This is a genomic window from Nocardioides sp. ChNu-99, assembly GCF_029493445.1.
Lineage (GTDB): Bacteria > Actinomycetota > Actinomycetes > Propionibacteriales > Nocardioidaceae > Nocardioides.
Genome location: NZ_JAHWBL010000001.1, coordinates 179,839 through 194,908 on the forward strand (window position 1 = coordinate 179,839; position 15,070 = coordinate 194,908).

Sequence of the window (15,070 nt, forward strand, 5' to 3'; positions counted from 1 at the left end):
GGCCGGACCCTCTCGGGCGGGTCCGGACCGGACAATGTCGAGAAGACTAGGAATCTTTGGTGGTGGAGTCGCGATTGTCCGGTGGGTGGATGGCGCACCGGGCGGGTGCGGGGTGCGGTAGGACCCGCGCCTACCATCGGCCGGTGACGACGACCGCTCCCACCTCCCGCGTGGGGGCGGGCCTCGCGATGGGCGTGGGCGCCTACACCCTGTGGGGCGTCTTCCCGCTCTACTTCCCCCTCCTCGAGCCGGCCGGCCCCGCCGAGATCCTGGCCCAGCGCGTGCTGTGGTCGACCGTGGTCATGGGCCTGCTCGTGGTGCTCCTGCGGCGTACGACGCAGCTGCGAGCCCTGCTCCGCTCGCGGCGGCTCGTGGGCCTGCTGCTGGTGGCGGCCCTGACCATCAGCGTCAACTGGGGCATGTTCATCTTCGGCGTCAGCACCGGGCGGGTGCTCGAGGTGTCGCTGGGCTACTTCGTGAACCCGCTGGTGACCGTGATGATGGGCGTCCTGCTGCTCGGCGAGCGTCTGCGCCGGGCGCAGTGGGCGGCCGTCGGGGTGGCCACCCTGGCCGTCGTCGTGCTGACGGTCGACTACGGCCGGCTGCCGTGGGTGGCGCTCCTGCTGGCCTTCAGCTTCGGCACCTACGGCCTGGTCAAGAAGACCGCCGACGTCGGGGCCGTCGAGAGCCTCGCGGTGGAGACGACGCTGCTCGCCCCGCTGGCCGCGGCGTACGTCGCGTGGCTGGCCGCCACCGGCGGGCTCGTGTTCGGCACCCAGGGCGCGGGCCACGCGGTGGTCTTCGCGGCGAGCGGCATCATCACCGCTGTCCCGCTGATCCTCTTCGGCGGCGCCGCCACGCGCGTGCCGATGGTCGCGCTGGGGCTCCTGCAGTACCTGGCGCCGACGTTCCAGTTCGTCCTCGCGCTCACCTACTTCGGCGAGCACATGCCGGCGACCCGGTGGATCGGGTTCGTGCTCGTGTGGGTCGCCCTCGCCCTCTTCACCGCCGAGATGGTGACGCACCGGCGTCGCCAGCTGCGGCTCGCGACCCGGGCGAGCACGGCGGCCTGAGTCCCGGCCGAGGCCGGAGCCCGGTGGCACCAGGGCGTTCACCCGGGCTCCACCTGGGGTTCGCCGGTGCGCACGCGCGCGCTCCTACGTTGCGCCGGACGGCGTCGCGACGGACGCGGCGTCCTGTGACAGAGGAGCGACCAGCCCCCATGACGCAGCACCTCTCGGAGCCCGCCTCCGCCCCCGCCTGCTGCGACGGCGCCGCCGACGCAGGTTCCACCGCAGCCTCCCCGACCGCGCCCGCCGGCCGACGCACCCTGCCGCTGTGGCGGCGGCAGGGCGGTCCGCACGGCTCGCGCAGCTGGGCCACGTGCTTCTACCGCTGCGGCAACGCGTGCGACAAGCCCGTGCCCAACACCACGGACAACGAGCACGTCCAGGACGTCATCACCAAGGCGATCAAGCGCCGCACCCTGCTCGGCGGCGCGGCCGTCGGCGCGGGCGCCGTGGTGCTCGGCACCGCCGGCGCAGCCGCCGCGGCCGACAACCGCTGGAACGCGGGCGGCAGCACCGCCGGCGCCGTGCGCGGCAAGATGGTCTCGAACGACGCCTTCGCCGTCGTCCCCCCGAACAAGAAGGACGCGCTGACGGTGCCCCGCGGGTACGCCGCGGTGGTCGTCGCCGCGTGGGGCGACCCGGTCGCGCCCGGCGCGCCGCGCTTCGACGTCTACAAGCAGACCGCCGAGGCCGCCGCCCAGCAGTTCGGCTACAACAACGACTACGTCGGCGTCCTCAACATCACGCAGACGAAGGCGCTGCTCGTGGCCAACCACGAGTACACGAACGAGGAGCTGATGTTCCCGCCGGGCGTCTACACCGACGAGGAGCAGCGCCGCATCGCGATCGCGTCGCACGGCATGAGCGTCATGGCGATCGAGCGCCGCTCCACCAGCCACGGCAACTGGGCGCCCAGCGCCGACCGCTCGCCGTACAACAAGCGGATCACGGGTGAGACGCCGTTCGCGGTCACCGGCCCCGTCGCCGGCCACGAGCGCCTGCGCACCACGGACGACCCCGAGGGCATGACGATCCTCGGCACGCTCAACAACTGCGCCGGCGGCACGACGCCGTGGGGCACGGTGCTGTCGGGCGAGGAGAACTTCAACCAGTACTTCGGCACCACCGGGCAGATCCCGGCCGACCGCGCGACGGCGTTCGCGCGCTACGGCATCTCCGCCGAGGGCAGCCGCGGCTGGCACCTCACGTGGGACCGCTTCGACCTGGCGAAGGAGCCGAACGAGCCCAACCGCTTCGGCTGGATCGTCGAGGTCGACCCGCTGTGGCCCGACGCCGCGCCGGTCAAGCACACGATGCTGGGCCGCTTCAAGCACGAGGGCGCGAACGTGTACGTCGAGCGCAACGGCCGCGTCGTGGTCTACATGGGCGACGACGAGCGCGGTGACTACCTCTACAAGTTCGTCTCCGCGGAGCGCTACGACCCGGCGACGACGAACGCCGCCCGCGCCAAGAACAAGTCGCTGCTCACCAAGGGCACGCTCTTCGTGGCCCGCCTCACCGGCGACGGCACCGAGGACGGCCAGTGGGACGGCACCGGCGAGTGGATCCCGCTGGCGAGCGACAACCGCAGCTACGTGCCCGGCTGGAGCGTCGCGGACGTGCTCATCGACACCCGCCTCGCGGCGGACACGGTGAGCCCGACCAAGATGGACCGCCCCGAGGACGTGGAGCCGAACCTCGTCAACGGCCGCGTCTACGTCGCGCTGACGAACAACTCCAACCGCGGCACGCGCTTCCCGACCGACGAGGCCAACCCGGTGGGCACGTCGATGGTGCGCCCCTCGCTCGGAGCCCCGCTGCAGCCCGCGAGCGGCAACCGCAACGGCTACGTGCTCGAGATGGAGGCGACCGGCTCCCACACGGGTGGCGCGTTCACGTGGCGCCTGCTGCTCGTGTGCGGCGACCCGGAGGCCCCGGAGACCTACTTCGCCGGGTACCCGAAGAGCCGCGTCAGCCCGATCAGCTGCCCGGACAACGTGGCCTTCGACTCGGCCGGCAACCTGTGGGTCTCCACCGACGGCAACGCGCTGGGCTCGAACGACGGCATCTTCCGCGTCTTCGTCGACGGTCCCTACCGCGGCGCCACGCAGCAGTTCCTCACGACGCCGCTCGGCGCCGAGGCGTGCGGCCCGCTCATCACCCACGGCGACCGCTGCGTGTGGGTCGCGGTGCAGCACCCGGGCGAGGGCGGCACGTTCGCCGAGCCCGCGGGCCTGTGGCCGCACACCAACCGCTACCCCCGCCCCGCGGTGGTCGTGACCTGGAAGGTCTGACCCCGCAGCACCCGCACCACGACCGACGGGCCGCCGTCGGACCCCCGGGACGCGCCTCGTCCCGCCGGTCCGGCGGCGGCCCGTCCGCGTCGCCCCACCTGGTGGTCGAGGTGGGTCGCTCCAGCGCCGGTGGTCGAGGTGGGTCGCCCTGGCCCCGGTGGTCGAGGTGGGTTGCTCTGGCAACCCCTCGAAACCACCGCCCAGGGTGCGCTCGGCCCGGGGTCGAGGTGCGGGGCTCAGGCGCGGGAGATGCTGACGCGCACGGTGGTGGAGCTCTCCGTGGACTCCACCTCCCAGTGGTCGCTCAGCGCGTCCACGAGGAGGAGGCCGCGGCCGCGCTGCTCGTCGTACGCCGCGTCGCGGGGCACGATGCGGGGGCCCCGGCCACCGTCCGTGTGCGTCGACCCCGCGGCGCCGCCGGGGTGGCACTGGGGGCAGCGGGGGTCGGGGCCGCAGTCGGTCACGTGCAGCTCGAGGGCCTCCGGGCTGAGGCGCCAGCCCACCTTGAGCGTCTCGTTGGGGCAGGGGTAGCCGTGGTCCATGCAGTTGCTGACGAGCTCGTGGATGATGAGGGTCGCGTTCTCCACGAGGCTGCGGCGGGCCTCGTGGGCGTGCAGCTGGTTGCGGAGCAGCACCCGGGCCCAGTACGTCGTGCGCTCGGTGAACGGCAGCTCGGCGTCGAAGACCGTCAGGTCGGCCGACGAGTCCCCGCGGGGGGCGCCCGTGTCGACGGGAGGAGCAGTCACACGGGCCTCCCTGGTCCGGACGACGAGCCCCGAGCCTAAGCCCTCGGCGGGGCGCCGACCAAGGGGTCCGTCCGGTCCGCCCGGTGGTCCGGCCGGTGGTCCGCCGGTGACGGGCCGGGGCTGGGTGGTTAGGGTGGTTGGTCGTGCAGGAGATCGAGTTCGCGTCGACGTTCGACGCCGCCACCTCGACGGTGACGATCGTCGGCGGGGTCTACGACTTCCGTGACGTCGAGAAGCTCGACGCCGCGATCATGAGCGCCTCGGACGACCTCCGCTCGTCGATCACCCTCGACCTCTCCGCCGCCCAGTTCTTCCCGAGCCTGGGCATCGGCACGCTGGTCGCGCTGCGGCGCCGGGCCCGCGCCCACGGGACGCAGATCCGGGTCGTCGCAGCCGAGGGCTCGATCGCCCACCGCGTGCTGACGGTGACCGGCGTGGAGTGCGAGCAGCCCGGCTGACCGCCCGCCGCCCCACGCTGCGCCGTACCCCGGACGTCATCCGAACCCGAGGCCCAGCACCACGATCGGTACGACGTCCCGCGGCCGCCGCCGGGCAGCCCACCGCCCCACGCTGCGCCGTACCCCGGACGTCATCCGAACGCGAGGCCCAGCACCACGATCGGTATGACGTCCCCGACGGCTCAGGCGGAGCGCGTCGCCACGATGTCGGCGAACGCCTCGAGCGCGTCGCGCACCGGCCCCTGCGGTAGCACGGCGAGGTGGGCCTTGGCCTCCTCGGCCATCGCCACGACGTAGGCCCGCGCACGCGCCAGCGCCGGGTGGGCGCGCAGCAGCTGCAGGGCCTCGGCGTGCAGCACCTCGTCGTGGGCCAGGTCGCTGCGCGCCGGGTCGAGCAGCTCGCGCAGGCGCGCGTCGGCCGGGTCCTGCGCGGACTGCACGTAGAGGACGGGGAGCGTGGGCACGCCCTCCTTGAGGTCCGTGCCCGGCGTCTTGCCCGACTCCGCGGAGTCGGAGGCGATGTCGAGGATGTCGTCGGAGAGCTGGAACGCCGAGCCGACGATCTCGCCGTACGCCCGCAGCGCCTCGACGACCTCGGGCGCGGCGCCGGAGAACATGGCGCCGTAGCGCGCGGAGGTGGCGATGAGCGAGCCGGTCTTGCCGGCGACGACGGCGAGGTGGTGGGCCACCGCGTCCGCGCCCGCGGCCGGGGGCACGGTCTCGAGGATCTGGCCCTCGACGAGGCGGGAGAACGTGCGCGCCTGGATGCGCACCGCCTCCGGGCCGAGGTCGGCGGTCAGCTCCGAGGAGCGGCCGAAGAGGAAGTCGCCGGTGAGGATCGCGACGTGGTTGCCCCACCGGGCGTTGGCCGAGTCGGCCCCGCGGCGCAGCAGCGCCTCGTCCATCACGTCGTCGTGGTAGAGCGACGCGAGGTGGGTGAGCTCGACGACGCAGGCCGCCGTCTCGACCTCGGGGGCGTCGGGGCGCTCGCCGACCTCCGCGGCCAGCAGCACGAGCAGCGGCCGGAAGCGCTTGCCGCCCGCGGACAGCAGGTGGGCCGCGGCCTCGGTGACGAAGGGCGCCGAGCCCTCGACGTGCCCGGCCAGCGCCTGCTCCACCACGGCCAGGCGCTCGCGCAGCCGCTCCGCCAGGGCGGCGTCGGTCACGGGGAGGGCCAGGCCGGATGCGATGGGGCTCACCTGAGGAATGATCCCGCATGCCCCGCGAGGTCGAGCAGCTGGCCCGGGACGACCCCGAGCGCGACCGTCGCGACCAGCGCGAGGCCGATGGTGACCGACGTCGCCGGCGACGGGACGACCACGGCCGGCGGGTCGACCGGCGGGTCGGCGAAGAACATCAGCACGATGTGGCGCACGTAGAAGTAGACGGCCACGATGCTGCAGGTGACGGCCACCGCCACGACGGGCCAGGCGCCCGCGCTCGCCGCGACCGCGAAGACCGACCACTTGCCGACGAAGCCGGCCGTGAGCGGGATCCCGGCGAGGCTCAGCAGGAAGACCGCGAAGGTGCCGGCGACCAGCGGCGACCTGCGCCCCAGGCCCGACCAGCGCGCCACGTCGCCCGCCTCCCCGCCCGGGTCCCGCACCAGGGTCGTGACGGCGAAGATGCCGACCGTGGCGACGCCGTACGTCGCGAGGTAGAAGAGCACCGCCTGCAGCGAGCCCACCTGGCCCTCGCCGAGGTCCCCGGCCGCACGCAGCCCGAGCACGCCGGTGAGCAGGAACCCGGTGTGGGCGATCGAGGAGTAGGCGAGCAGTCGCTTGACCTCGGTCTGGCCCACGGCGAGCACGACGCCGGCGACCATGGTGAGGATCGAGATGGCCCACAGCAGCGGCGTCCAGTTCCACCGCGCGTCGCCCAGGCCCACGTGCAGCAGCCGCAGGATGGCGCCGAAGGCGGCGATCTTGGTGGCGGCCGCCATGAAGGCGGTCACCGCGGTCGGAGCGCCCTGGTACACGTCGGGCGTCCAGGCGTGGAACGGCACCGCGCCGACCTTGAAGAACAGCCCGACGAGCACGAGGGCCGTGCCGGCCAGCAGGAGCACCTCCGGGCCGGCGCCCGCGCGCACGGACGCCGCGATGCCCGCGAGCGACAGGGTGCCGGCGTACCCGTAGAGCAGCGCCGCGCCGTAGACGAAGAAGCCCGAGGAGTAGGCGCCGAGGAGGAAGTACTTCATCGCCGCCTCCTGGCTCAGCAGGCGGCGACGGCGCGCCAGGCCGCAGAGCAGGTAGAGCGGCAGCGACAGGACCTCGAGGGCGACGAACATCGTCAGCAGGTCGCCGGCCGCGGCGAAAAGCATCATCCCGGCGAGCGCGAAGACCAGCAGCGGGTAGACCTCGGTGTGCTCCCACCGCTCGTACGACGGAGCCTCGCCCGCCGCGCCCCCCGCACCGGCGGCGTCACCCGCACCGCCCGCCCCGGCGGGCGAGGCGGAGGTCCCCGGCGGCACGGAGGCCTGGCCGGCGAACACCGGCAGGCCCGCGTCGACGCGACGCTCGGCGAACAGCAGCAGGCCCCCGGCGGCCACTACGACGAGCAGGCCCCACAGGAACACCGTCGGGCCGTCGACGACGACCGCGCCCGCGGCCGTCACCTCGCCGCGGGCGGCACCGTCGCCCCGCTCGGTGAGGTCGGCACCGACGACGATCGTGCCGACGAGGGCCGCCAGCAGGCCCGCCCCGGCGAGACCCGCCTGGAGCAGCCGGCGCGCCGACCGCGGCGCGAACGCCTCGACGCCCACCCCGGCCAGCGCCGTGCCGAACACGACGAGCAGGGGCCACAGCTGCGCCCACGCGAACTCCGGGGCCGTGAACTCGCCACCCATGTCAACGACCTCCCTGCTCGCTGTCGGCCGCGGGCACGTCGGGCCCGTCGTCGGCCGGTCCGCCGTTCTCCCCCACGTGCTCGAGCACCACCTGCGTGGTGGGCTCGACGACGTCGGTGAGCAGCGACGGGAAGAACCCGAGGCCCACGAGGGCCACGACGAGCGGCACGAGCACGCCGACCTCGCGGCGGTCGAGGTCGCCCGCGACGACGGGGGTGCCGCGCGGCGGGCCCGTCATCGTGCGCTGGTAGGCCCACAGCACGTAGATCGCGGCCAGCACGATGCCGGTCACGGCGATCGCGCCGGCGTACCAGGCGTAGTCGAAGGCCGCGAGCGTCACCAGGAACTCCGACACGAAGGGCGCGAGCCCCGGCAGGCCGAGCGTCGCCATGCCGGCGACGAGGAACAGCCCGGCCAGCACGGGGGCCGCCTTCTCCATCCCGCCCATCGCGGCGATCGAGGCGGTGCCCGAGCGCCGGATCGCGAATCCGGCGACGAGGAACAGTGCGGCCGTCGCGATGCCGTGGTTGACCATGTAGAGGATCGCGCCGGTGTGGCCCTGGTCGGTGAGCACGAAGATGCCGAGCACGATGAAGCCGAAGTGCGACAGCGACGTGAGGCCCACGAGTCGCAGCAGGTCGTCCTGCCCGATGGCGACGAGCGCGCCGTACACGATCGAGATCAGCGCCAGCGTCACGACGGCGGGCGTCGCCCACACCGAGGCCTCGGGGAACAGGCCCAGGCAGAACCGGATCATCCCGTACGTGCCGATCTTGTCGAGGATGCAGATGAGCAGCACGCTCGTGCCCGGCGTCGCCGCCTGGGTGGTGTCCGCCAGCCACGTGTGCACCGGGAACAGGGGCGCCTTCACCGCGAACGCGACGAAGAAGCCGAGGAACAGCCAGCGGCCCGTGCCCTCGGACAGGTCGAGCCCGGCGAGGTCGTCGACCAGGTACGACGGCGCCCCCTGCTGCGCGGAGACCACGTAGAGCCCCACGACGCTCAGCAGCATCACGAGGCCGCCGGCGAGCTGGTAGACGAGGAACTTCGTGGCCGCCTTGGCCCGCCCGCGGCCGCCGAAGCCGCCCACCAGGAAGTACGCCGGTATCAGCGTCGCCTCGAAGACCACGTAGAAGAGGAAGACGTCGGTGGCGAGGAAGACCGCCAGGGCGGTGGCCTCGAGGCCGAGCACCCAGGCCGCGAAGCTGCCGGTGCGGCCGTCGGCCTCGCCGGTGCGCCACTCGGCGACGAGCACGATCGGCACGAGCACGACGGTCAGCAGCACCATGACGAGGGCGAGCCCGTCGACGCCGAGCGCGAGGTGGGCGCCGACGGGGCCGATCCAGTCGTGCTCGGTGGTCAGCTGCATCCCGGAGCCGGAGTGGTCGTAGGCCAGGGTCACCGCCACGGCGACGCCGAGCGTGGCGAGGGCGCCGACGAGCCCGACGAGGCGGGCCGTCGTGCCGCCCCGGCGGCCGAGGACGGCGGCGGCGACGGCGCCGACGAGGGGGACGAGGACGAGGGCGAGCAGCATCACCAGCTCACCGCCACCATGGCGAGGACGACGATCACGGCACCTCCGAGCACCGACAGGGCGTACGTGCGGACGTAACCGTTCTGCGCGCGCCGGAGGACGTCCGACAGCGCGCCGACGAGGCCGGAACCGCCCTCGACGACGCCGTCGACGCCGTGCCGGTCGGTGGCGACGAGGCCGCGGACCAGGGCGCCGCCCGGCGCCACCACCAGCCCGTGGTTGATCGCGTCGCCGTAGAGGTCGGCGCGGGCCGCCCGGGTCGCGAACGAGACGTCGCGGGGGGCCTCGCGCGGCACCGGCCGCCGCCCGACGAGCAGGACGGCGACGGCGACACCGACGGCGACGACGGCGGTCACCAGCAGCGTGATCGCCCAGACCGGCACCGGCAGCTCGTGGTGCTCCACCGGCCCGACCACCGGCGTCAGCCAGTCGACGATCCAGTCGCCGAGCAGCAGGAGGCCGCCGAGCACCGACAGGGCCGCGAGCACCAGCAGCGGCACCGTCATCACCTTCGGGGACTCGTGCGGGTGCACGCCGGGCTCCCAGCGGGCCTCGCCGAAGAACGTCATGAGCATGAGGCGGGTCATGTAGAACGCGGTGACCCCGGCGCCGACGAGCGCGGCCGCGCCCACGAGGTAGTTCTCCCCGATGGCGGCCTCGACGATCTTGTCCTTGCTCCAGAACCCGGAGAAGCCGGGGAAGCCGATGATGGCGAGGTAGCCCATCGCGAAGGTCAGGAACGTGACCGGCATGGCGCGCCGCAGCGCCCCGTAGTGCCGCATGTCGACGTCGTCGCCCGTCCCGTGCATCACCGAGCCGGCGCCCAGGAACATGTTGGCCTTGAAGAACCCGTGCGTGAGCAGGTGGAAGATCGCGAAGGCGTAGCCCGCGGGCCCGAGGCCGGCGGCGAGCATCATGTAGCCGATCTGGCTCATCGTGGAGCCGGCCAGCACCTTCTTGATGTCGTCCTTCGCGCAGCCGATGACCGCACCCCACAGCAGGGTCACGCACGCCACGACCACGACGGCCGTCTGCGCCACCGGCGCGTTCTCGAACACGAAGTTGGACCGCGTCACCAGGTAGACGCCCGCGGTCACCATCGTGGCCGCGTGGATGAGGGCGGAGACCGGGGTCGGGCCCTCCATCGCGTCGAGCAGCCAGGCCTGGAGCGGCACCTGCGCCGACTTGCCGCAGGCGCCGAGCAGCAGCAGCAGGCCGATCGCGGTCATCGTCGACTCGGGCGCCTCCCCCGCGGCGGCGCTCACGCCGGCGAACGCCGTGGTGCCGAAGGTGACGAACATCAGCATGATCGCGAGGCTCATGCCGATGTCGCCGACGCGGTTGATGACGAAGGCCTTCTTCGCGGCGGCCGCCGCGCTGGGCTTGTGCTGCCAGAACCCGATGAGCAGGTACGACGCGAGCCCGACCCCCTCCCACCCGAGGAAGACGCCGAGGTAGTCGGCGGCCAGGACGAGCAGCAGCATCGCCGCGACGAAGAGGTTGAGGTAGCCGAAGAACCGGCGGCGGCGCGCGTCGTGCGCCATGTAGCCGATCGAGTAGACGTGGATCAGCGTGCTGACGCCCGTGATGAGCAGCAGGAACAGCGCCGACAGCGGGTCGTAGAGCAGGTCCATCCCCACCCGGTAGTCCCCGACGGACACCCAGTCCCACAGGTGCCGCCCGACCTGTCGGTCGCCCTCCTCGCGGCCGAGCAGCGCGACGAGCATCGCGACGGAGAGCGCGAACGAGGCGGCGACGGTCGCCGTACCCAGCCAGTGGCCCCAGCGGTCGGTGCGCCGGCCGCCGACGAGCAGCACCACGGCGCCGGCCAGCGGCAGCGCGATGACCAGCCACACGAGGCCGAGCACGCCGTCGGCAGCACCGGGGTCGACGAGCGGGACGGAGTGGTGGCCGCCCTCGGCGGCCAGGGGGAGCGTCGCGATCACGGCTGCCCTCTCAGTACTTCAGCAGGCTGGCGTCGTCGACCGAGGCCGAGCGGCGGGAGCGGAAGATCGTCATGATGATGGCGAGCCCGACGACCACCTCGGCGGCGGCGACGACCATGACGAAGAAGGCCGCGACCTGGCCCTCGAGGTTGCCGTGCTGCTTCGCGAAGACCACGAGCGCCAGGTTCGAGGCGTTGAGCATCAGCTCGACGCACATGAACACGACGATGGCGTTGCGGCGCACCAGCACCCCGACGGCGCCGATGCTGAAGAGGATCGCGGAGAGCACGAGGTAGGGCGTCAGGTCGTCCATCACGCGTCCCCTCCCCCGGGTGCGCCGTCACGGGCGCCGTCGGCGGCCCCGTCGGCGCGGGCCCGGTCGGCGTCGCCGGTGGCCTGGGTGTCCCCGGAGCGGCGGCGGCGCGGGTCGCCGTCGGCGCGGTCGTGGTCCGCGGCCTCGAGCTGGCCCACCACGGCGTCGACGTCGCGGTACGCCGGAGCGCTGCGGGCCGTGCCGCGCGCCGAGATGATCGACGGCACCGAGCTCTCCGCCGGCGTGCCGTCGGGCAGCAGGGCGGGGGTGTCCACCGCGTTGTGCCGGGCGTAGACCCCCGGCGCCGCCTTCGGGCCCAGGTGCTCGCCGCCCTCGCCGTAGAGGCGCACCCGGGCGCGGGCCCGGTCGGCCTGGGTCTCCCGGGGCGTGAGGCGCTCGCGGTGGGCGAGCACCATGGCGCCCAGCGCGGCCGTGACGAGCAGCGCCGCCGTGGCCTCGAAGGCCAGCACGTAGCGGGAGAACAGGACGTCGGCGAGGCCCTCGATGTTGCCGCCCTCGTTGGCGCCCTCCAGGCCGACCGCGGTGCCCAGCGTGACCTGGCCCAGCAGCACGCCGACGAGCGCTGCGAACGCGCCGCCGACGACGACGGCCAGCACGCGCTGCCCGCGGATCGTCTCGACCACCGAGTCCGACGCGTCGACGCCGACGAGCATCAGCACGAAGAGGAACAGCATCATGATGGCGCCCGTGTAGACGACGATCTGCACGGCGAAGAGGAACGGGGCCTCGAGCGCGGCGTACAGCACCGCGAGGCCGATCATGACGACGGCGAGCAACAGCGCGGCGTGCACGGCCTTGCGCACGAACAGCACGCCGAGCGCCGCCACCACCATGACGGGGGCGAGCAGCCAGAAGGCGATCATCGACCACCCTCCGGGACGGTCATCTTCTCGCCGGGCTCGGGCACCGAGAACGCGCCGCGGTAGTAGTCGCCCGCGTCGGCGCCGAGGCGCATGGGGTGCGGCGGCTGCTCCATGCCCTCGGCCAGCGGCGCGAGCAGCTCGGACTTCTCGTAGATGAGCGACGCGCGGTCGTCGTCGGCCAGCTCGTACTCGTTCGTCATCGTGAGCGCCCGCGTCGGGCAGGCCTCGATGCACAGCCCGCAGAGGATGCAGCGCAGGTAGTTGATCTGGTAGACGCGGCCGTAGCGCTCGCCGGGGCTGTAGCGCTCGGCCTCGGTGTTCTCCGCGCCCTCGACGTAGATCGCGTCCGCCGGGCAGGCCCAGGCGCACAGCTCGCAGCCGATGCACTTCTCCAGCCCGTCGGGGTAGCGGTTGAGCTGGTGGCGGCCGTGGAAGCGGGGCGCGGTCGGCTTCTTCTCCCGCGGGTACTGCTCCGTGACCGGCTTGCGGAACATCGTCGTGAGCGTGACCCCGAACCCGGCGACCGGGTCCCAGACCTGCTCCTTGATCGACGGCGACGGCGTCGCGCGGTGCGGGTCCTTCTCGGACATCAGCTCTCCTCCTCGGCGCCGGACCGCACGGGTCCGGGCGCGTGGGTGAACGTGAGCGGGGCGGCCGCGCCGCGGACGGCACCGCCGGACGGCATCGGGGGGACGGGGTAGGCGCCCGTGCCGTGGGCCGGGGCGGGTACGCCGGTGCCGTGGGGGTCGGCGGGGTCCCCGAGGTCGTCGGGGTGGTCGGGGTCGCCAGGGCCATCGGCCGAGCCCGAGGGCAGCAGGAACGTCAGCGCCAGCAGCACGACCGCGACCGTGCCGAAGACCAGCATGAGCGTGCGGCGGTCGACCGAGTCGTCGTTCAGCACGAGGCGCATGACGGCCGCGACGACGACCCAGGCCAGCGCCACGGGGATGAGGCGCTTCCACCCGAAGTCCATGAACTGGTCGTAGCGCAGCCGCGGCAGCGTGCCGCGCAGCCAGACGAACAGGAACATGAAGAAGAAGACCTTGCCGAAGAACCACAGCAGCGGCCAGTAGCCCTCGTTCGCGCCCTCCCACAGCGTGCCGATGCCGAAGGGGGCACGCCACCCGCCGAGGAACAGCGTCGTGGCCAGCGCCGAGACGGTGACCATGTTGATGTACTCGGCGAGGAAGAACAGCGCGAACTTCAGCGAGCTGTACTCGGTGTGGAAGCCGCCGACCAGCTCGCCCTCGGCCTCCGGGAGGTCGAACGGCGCGCGGTTGACCTCGCCGACCATCGCGATGCAGTAGACGACGAACGCCGGCGCCATCGAGAAGGCGTACCAGACGTCGCTCTGCGCCTCGACGATCTCCGAGGTCGACGCGGACCCGGCGTACAGGAACACGCTGACGAGCGCGAGGCCCATCGCGACCTCGTAGGAGATCATCTGGGCGCTCGAGCGCAGGCCGCCGAGCAGCGAGTACGTCGAGCCGCTCGACCAGCCGCCGAGCACGATCCCGTAGATGCCGATCGACGCGATCGCCATGACGAAGAGCACCGCCACCGGCATGTCGGTCAGCTGCAGCGGCGTGACGGTGTCGGTGAACGGGATCCGCACCTCGGGCCCGAAGGGGATGACGGCGAACGTCACGAAGGCCGGCACCACGCAGATGACGGGGGCCAGCACGAAGACGACCTTGTCGGCCGCCTTCGGGATGATGTCCTCCTTCAGCGCGAGCTTCACGCCGTCGGCCAGGCTCTGCAGCAGGCCGAACGGGCCGTGCATGTTGGGGCCGATGCGGTGCTGCATCCGTGCCACCACGCGGCGCTCGAACCAGATGTTGAACAGCGTCAGCAGCACGAGCACCACGAAGATGAGCACGGCCTTGAGCAGCACGACCCAGATCGAGTCGTCGCCGAAGGCCTCGAGTGCCATCGGCGTCAGGCCCCCCGGCGCCGGGACGAGGGAGCTCACGCGGTCACCGCCGTCGCGCCGCCCGTGGGCCCGCTCGGGAGCACCGGGTCGGCGGCCGCCGGGGCGACCCGCACCACGGCGCCCGGACCGGCGAGCTCGGCGAGGAAGCCGCGGCCGCTGGCGCGGGTGGGCGCCCAGACGACCCCGTCGACGAGGGTCGGCTCGTGCGCGGCGGGCAGCGTCGTGCTCCCCCGCGGCCCCGCGAGGGTGACGGCCGCGGGGCGGCCGAGGGCGTCGTACGCCGCCGTGCCGAGCAGCGCGACCGCCGGGCGCATCGTGGCGAGGTAGGCCTCGTCGCCGTCCTGCAGCGAACCGCGGTCGACGAGCTGCTTCCACGTGGCGAGCTCGAGCTCGAGCACGCCGTCGGCGACCTGCGCGCCCGGCAGGGGGCGGGCAGCCGGGGCGCCCCTCCCCGCACCGGCGCCCGCATCGGCGCCCGCGTCAGCGCCACGGGCCGCGGGCAGCGCCGGGCGGGCGCCGTCCCAGCCGCCGAGGGCCTCGAGGTGGTCGCGCACCTGGTCGACGGTGCGGAAGCCGAGCGGGTGGCCCATCTCCTCCGCGATGCCGGCGAGCACGCGCGAGTCCGGGAGGCGGTCGTTGCCGCGCAGCACGACGGGGAACGGCCGGGCCCGGCCCTCCCAGGTGACGAACGTGCCGGCCTTCTCCGCGGCGGCGGCCACGGGCAGCACGACGTCGGCGTGGGCGGTGGCCTGGGTGGCCCGCAGCTCGAGGCTGACGACGAACCGTGCGGCGCGCAGCGCGGCGGTGAACGCGGCCGGGTCGGCGAGGTCCTCCCCCGCGACCCCGCCGACGACGAGGCCGGCGAGCTCGCCGGCCGCGGCGGCGGCCACGATCCCGTCCGTGTCACGTCCGGGGGTCTCGGGCAGGGAGCCGACGCCCCAGGCGGTGGCCGCGTCGACGCGGGCGGCCGGGTCGGCCACCGGACGGCCGCCGGGCAGCAGGGTGGGCAGGCAGCCGGCCTCGAGGGCGCCGCGGTCGCCGGCGCGG

The 15,070-nt window shown here is 73.5% G+C and carries 13 protein-coding genes; 3 read left to right on the forward strand and 10 right to left on the reverse strand.

Annotated features, from left to right (window positions below; all coding sequences use genetic code 11):
• The first annotated feature begins 143 nt into the window (after positions 1 to 143).
• Together rarD and KK617_RS00840 are read left to right on the forward strand one after the other, a co-directional pair.
• Positions 144 to 1,073 (forward strand): EamA family transporter RarD, encoded by a 930-nt coding sequence (rarD, locus tag KK617_RS00835; protein ID WP_277497491.1) that lies wholly within the window; start codon positions 144 to 146, stop codon positions 1,071 to 1,073.
• A 149-nt stretch (positions 1,074 to 1,222) separates the two neighbouring features.
• The gene (locus tag KK617_RS00840) at positions 1,223 to 3,364 is read left to right on the forward strand and encodes a PhoX family phosphatase (protein WP_277497492.1); all 2,142 of its coding nucleotides are present in this window, start codon (positions 1,223 to 1,225) and stop codon (positions 3,362 to 3,364) included.
• 236 nt (positions 3,365 to 3,600) lie between these two features.
• Here KK617_RS00840 and KK617_RS00845 read toward each other — a convergent pair whose 3' ends face one another.
• Positions 3,601 to 4,110 carry an ATP-binding protein gene (locus tag KK617_RS00845; RefSeq protein ID WP_277497493.1) on the reverse strand — a complete coding sequence of 170 codons (510 nt, stop codon included), beginning with the start codon at positions 4,108 to 4,110 and terminating at the stop codon, positions 3,601 to 3,603.
• Positions 4,111 to 4,253: 143 nt separating this feature from the next.
• On the opposite strand from KK617_RS00845, the gene KK617_RS00850 reads away from it, so the two are divergent.
• The gene (locus tag KK617_RS00850) at positions 4,254 to 4,568 is read left to right on the forward strand and encodes an STAS domain-containing protein (protein ID WP_277497494.1); all 315 of its coding nucleotides are present in this window, start codon (positions 4,254 to 4,256) and stop codon (positions 4,566 to 4,568) included.
• A 182-nt stretch (positions 4,569 to 4,750) separates the two neighbouring features.
• Here KK617_RS00850 and KK617_RS00855 read toward each other — a convergent pair whose 3' ends face one another.
• From KK617_RS00855 to KK617_RS00895, 9 genes are all read right to left on the reverse strand, one after another.
• Positions 4,751 to 5,767 carry a polyprenyl synthetase family protein gene (locus KK617_RS00855; protein ID WP_277497495.1) on the reverse strand — a complete coding sequence of 339 codons (1,017 nt, stop codon included), beginning with the start codon at positions 5,765 to 5,767 and terminating at the stop codon, positions 4,751 to 4,753.
• Positions 5,764 to 7,413 carry an NADH-quinone oxidoreductase subunit NuoN gene (gene nuoN, locus KK617_RS00860; RefSeq protein ID WP_277497496.1) on the reverse strand — a complete coding sequence of 550 codons (1,650 nt, stop codon included), beginning with the start codon at positions 7,411 to 7,413 and terminating at the stop codon, positions 5,764 to 5,766. The genes KK617_RS00855 and nuoN overlap by 4 nt, the downstream gene beginning before the upstream one ends.
• A 1-nt stretch (position 7,414) precedes the next feature.
• Positions 7,415 to 8,947, reverse strand: coding sequence for an NADH-quinone oxidoreductase subunit M (locus tag KK617_RS00865; protein WP_277497508.1), 1,533 nt, complete (start codon positions 8,945 to 8,947; stop codon positions 7,415 to 7,417).
• Complete coding sequence (gene nuoL / locus KK617_RS00870) at positions 8,947 to 10,815, reverse strand: NADH-quinone oxidoreductase subunit L (protein ID WP_277497509.1); 1,869 nt, start codon at positions 10,813 to 10,815, stop codon at positions 8,947 to 8,949. The genes KK617_RS00865 and nuoL overlap by 1 nt, the downstream gene beginning before the upstream one ends.
• A gap of 88 nt (positions 10,816 to 10,903) precedes the next feature.
• Positions 10,904 to 11,206, reverse strand: a complete 303-nt coding sequence (gene nuoK, locus KK617_RS00875; protein WP_277497497.1) for an NADH-quinone oxidoreductase subunit NuoK — start codon at positions 11,204 to 11,206, stop codon at positions 10,904 to 10,906.
• Positions 11,206 to 12,090 (reverse strand): NADH-quinone oxidoreductase subunit J, encoded by an 885-nt coding sequence (locus KK617_RS00880; RefSeq protein WP_277497498.1) that lies wholly within the window; start codon positions 12,088 to 12,090, stop codon positions 11,206 to 11,208. The genes nuoK and KK617_RS00880 overlap by 1 nt, the downstream gene beginning before the upstream one ends.
• Positions 12,087 to 12,680, reverse strand: coding sequence for an NADH-quinone oxidoreductase subunit NuoI (nuoI, locus tag KK617_RS00885; RefSeq protein ID WP_277497499.1), 594 nt, complete (start codon positions 12,678 to 12,680; stop codon positions 12,087 to 12,089). The genes KK617_RS00880 and nuoI overlap by 4 nt, the downstream gene beginning before the upstream one ends.
• Positions 12,680 to 14,023: an NADH-quinone oxidoreductase subunit NuoH gene (nuoH, locus tag KK617_RS00890; protein WP_277497510.1), complete on the reverse strand. Its 1,344-nt coding sequence runs from the start codon at positions 14,021 to 14,023 to the stop codon at positions 12,680 to 12,682. Before nuoH ends, nuoI begins: the two co-directional genes overlap by 1 nt.
• Positions 14,024 to 14,058: 35 nt before the next feature.
• Positions 14,059 to 15,070, reverse strand: a 1,012-nt coding sequence (locus tag KK617_RS00895) for a molybdopterin-dependent oxidoreductase (RefSeq protein WP_277497500.1), incomplete at its 5' end; no start/stop codon positions are given.

Excerpts from the sequence above, each read along its gene's own strand:
- KK617_RS00840 (WP_277497492.1), top strand. The coding sequence starts at position 1,223 with ATGACGCAGCACCTCTCGGAGCCCGCCTCCGCCCCCGCCTGCTGCGAC.
- nuoN (WP_277497496.1), bottom strand. The coding sequence starts at position 7,413 with ATGGGTGGCGAGTTCACGGCCCCGGAGTTCGCGTGGGCGCAGCTGTGG.
- KK617_RS00865 (WP_277497508.1), bottom strand. The coding sequence starts at position 8,947 with ATGCTGCTCGCCCTCGTCCTCGTCCCCCTCGTCGGCGCCGTCGCCGCC.
- nuoK (WP_277497497.1), bottom strand. The coding sequence starts at position 11,206 with ATGGACGACCTGACGCCCTACCTCGTGCTCTCCGCGATCCTCTTCAGC.
- KK617_RS00880 (WP_277497498.1), bottom strand. The coding sequence starts at position 12,090 with ATGATCGCCTTCTGGCTGCTCGCCCCCGTCATGGTGGTGGCGGCGCTC.
- nuoI (WP_277497499.1), bottom strand. The coding sequence starts at position 12,680 with ATGTCCGAGAAGGACCCGCACCGCGCGACGCCGTCGCCGTCGATCAAG.
- nuoH (WP_277497510.1), bottom strand. The coding sequence starts at position 14,023 with ATGGCACTCGAGGCCTTCGGCGACGACTCGATCTGGGTCGTGCTGCTC.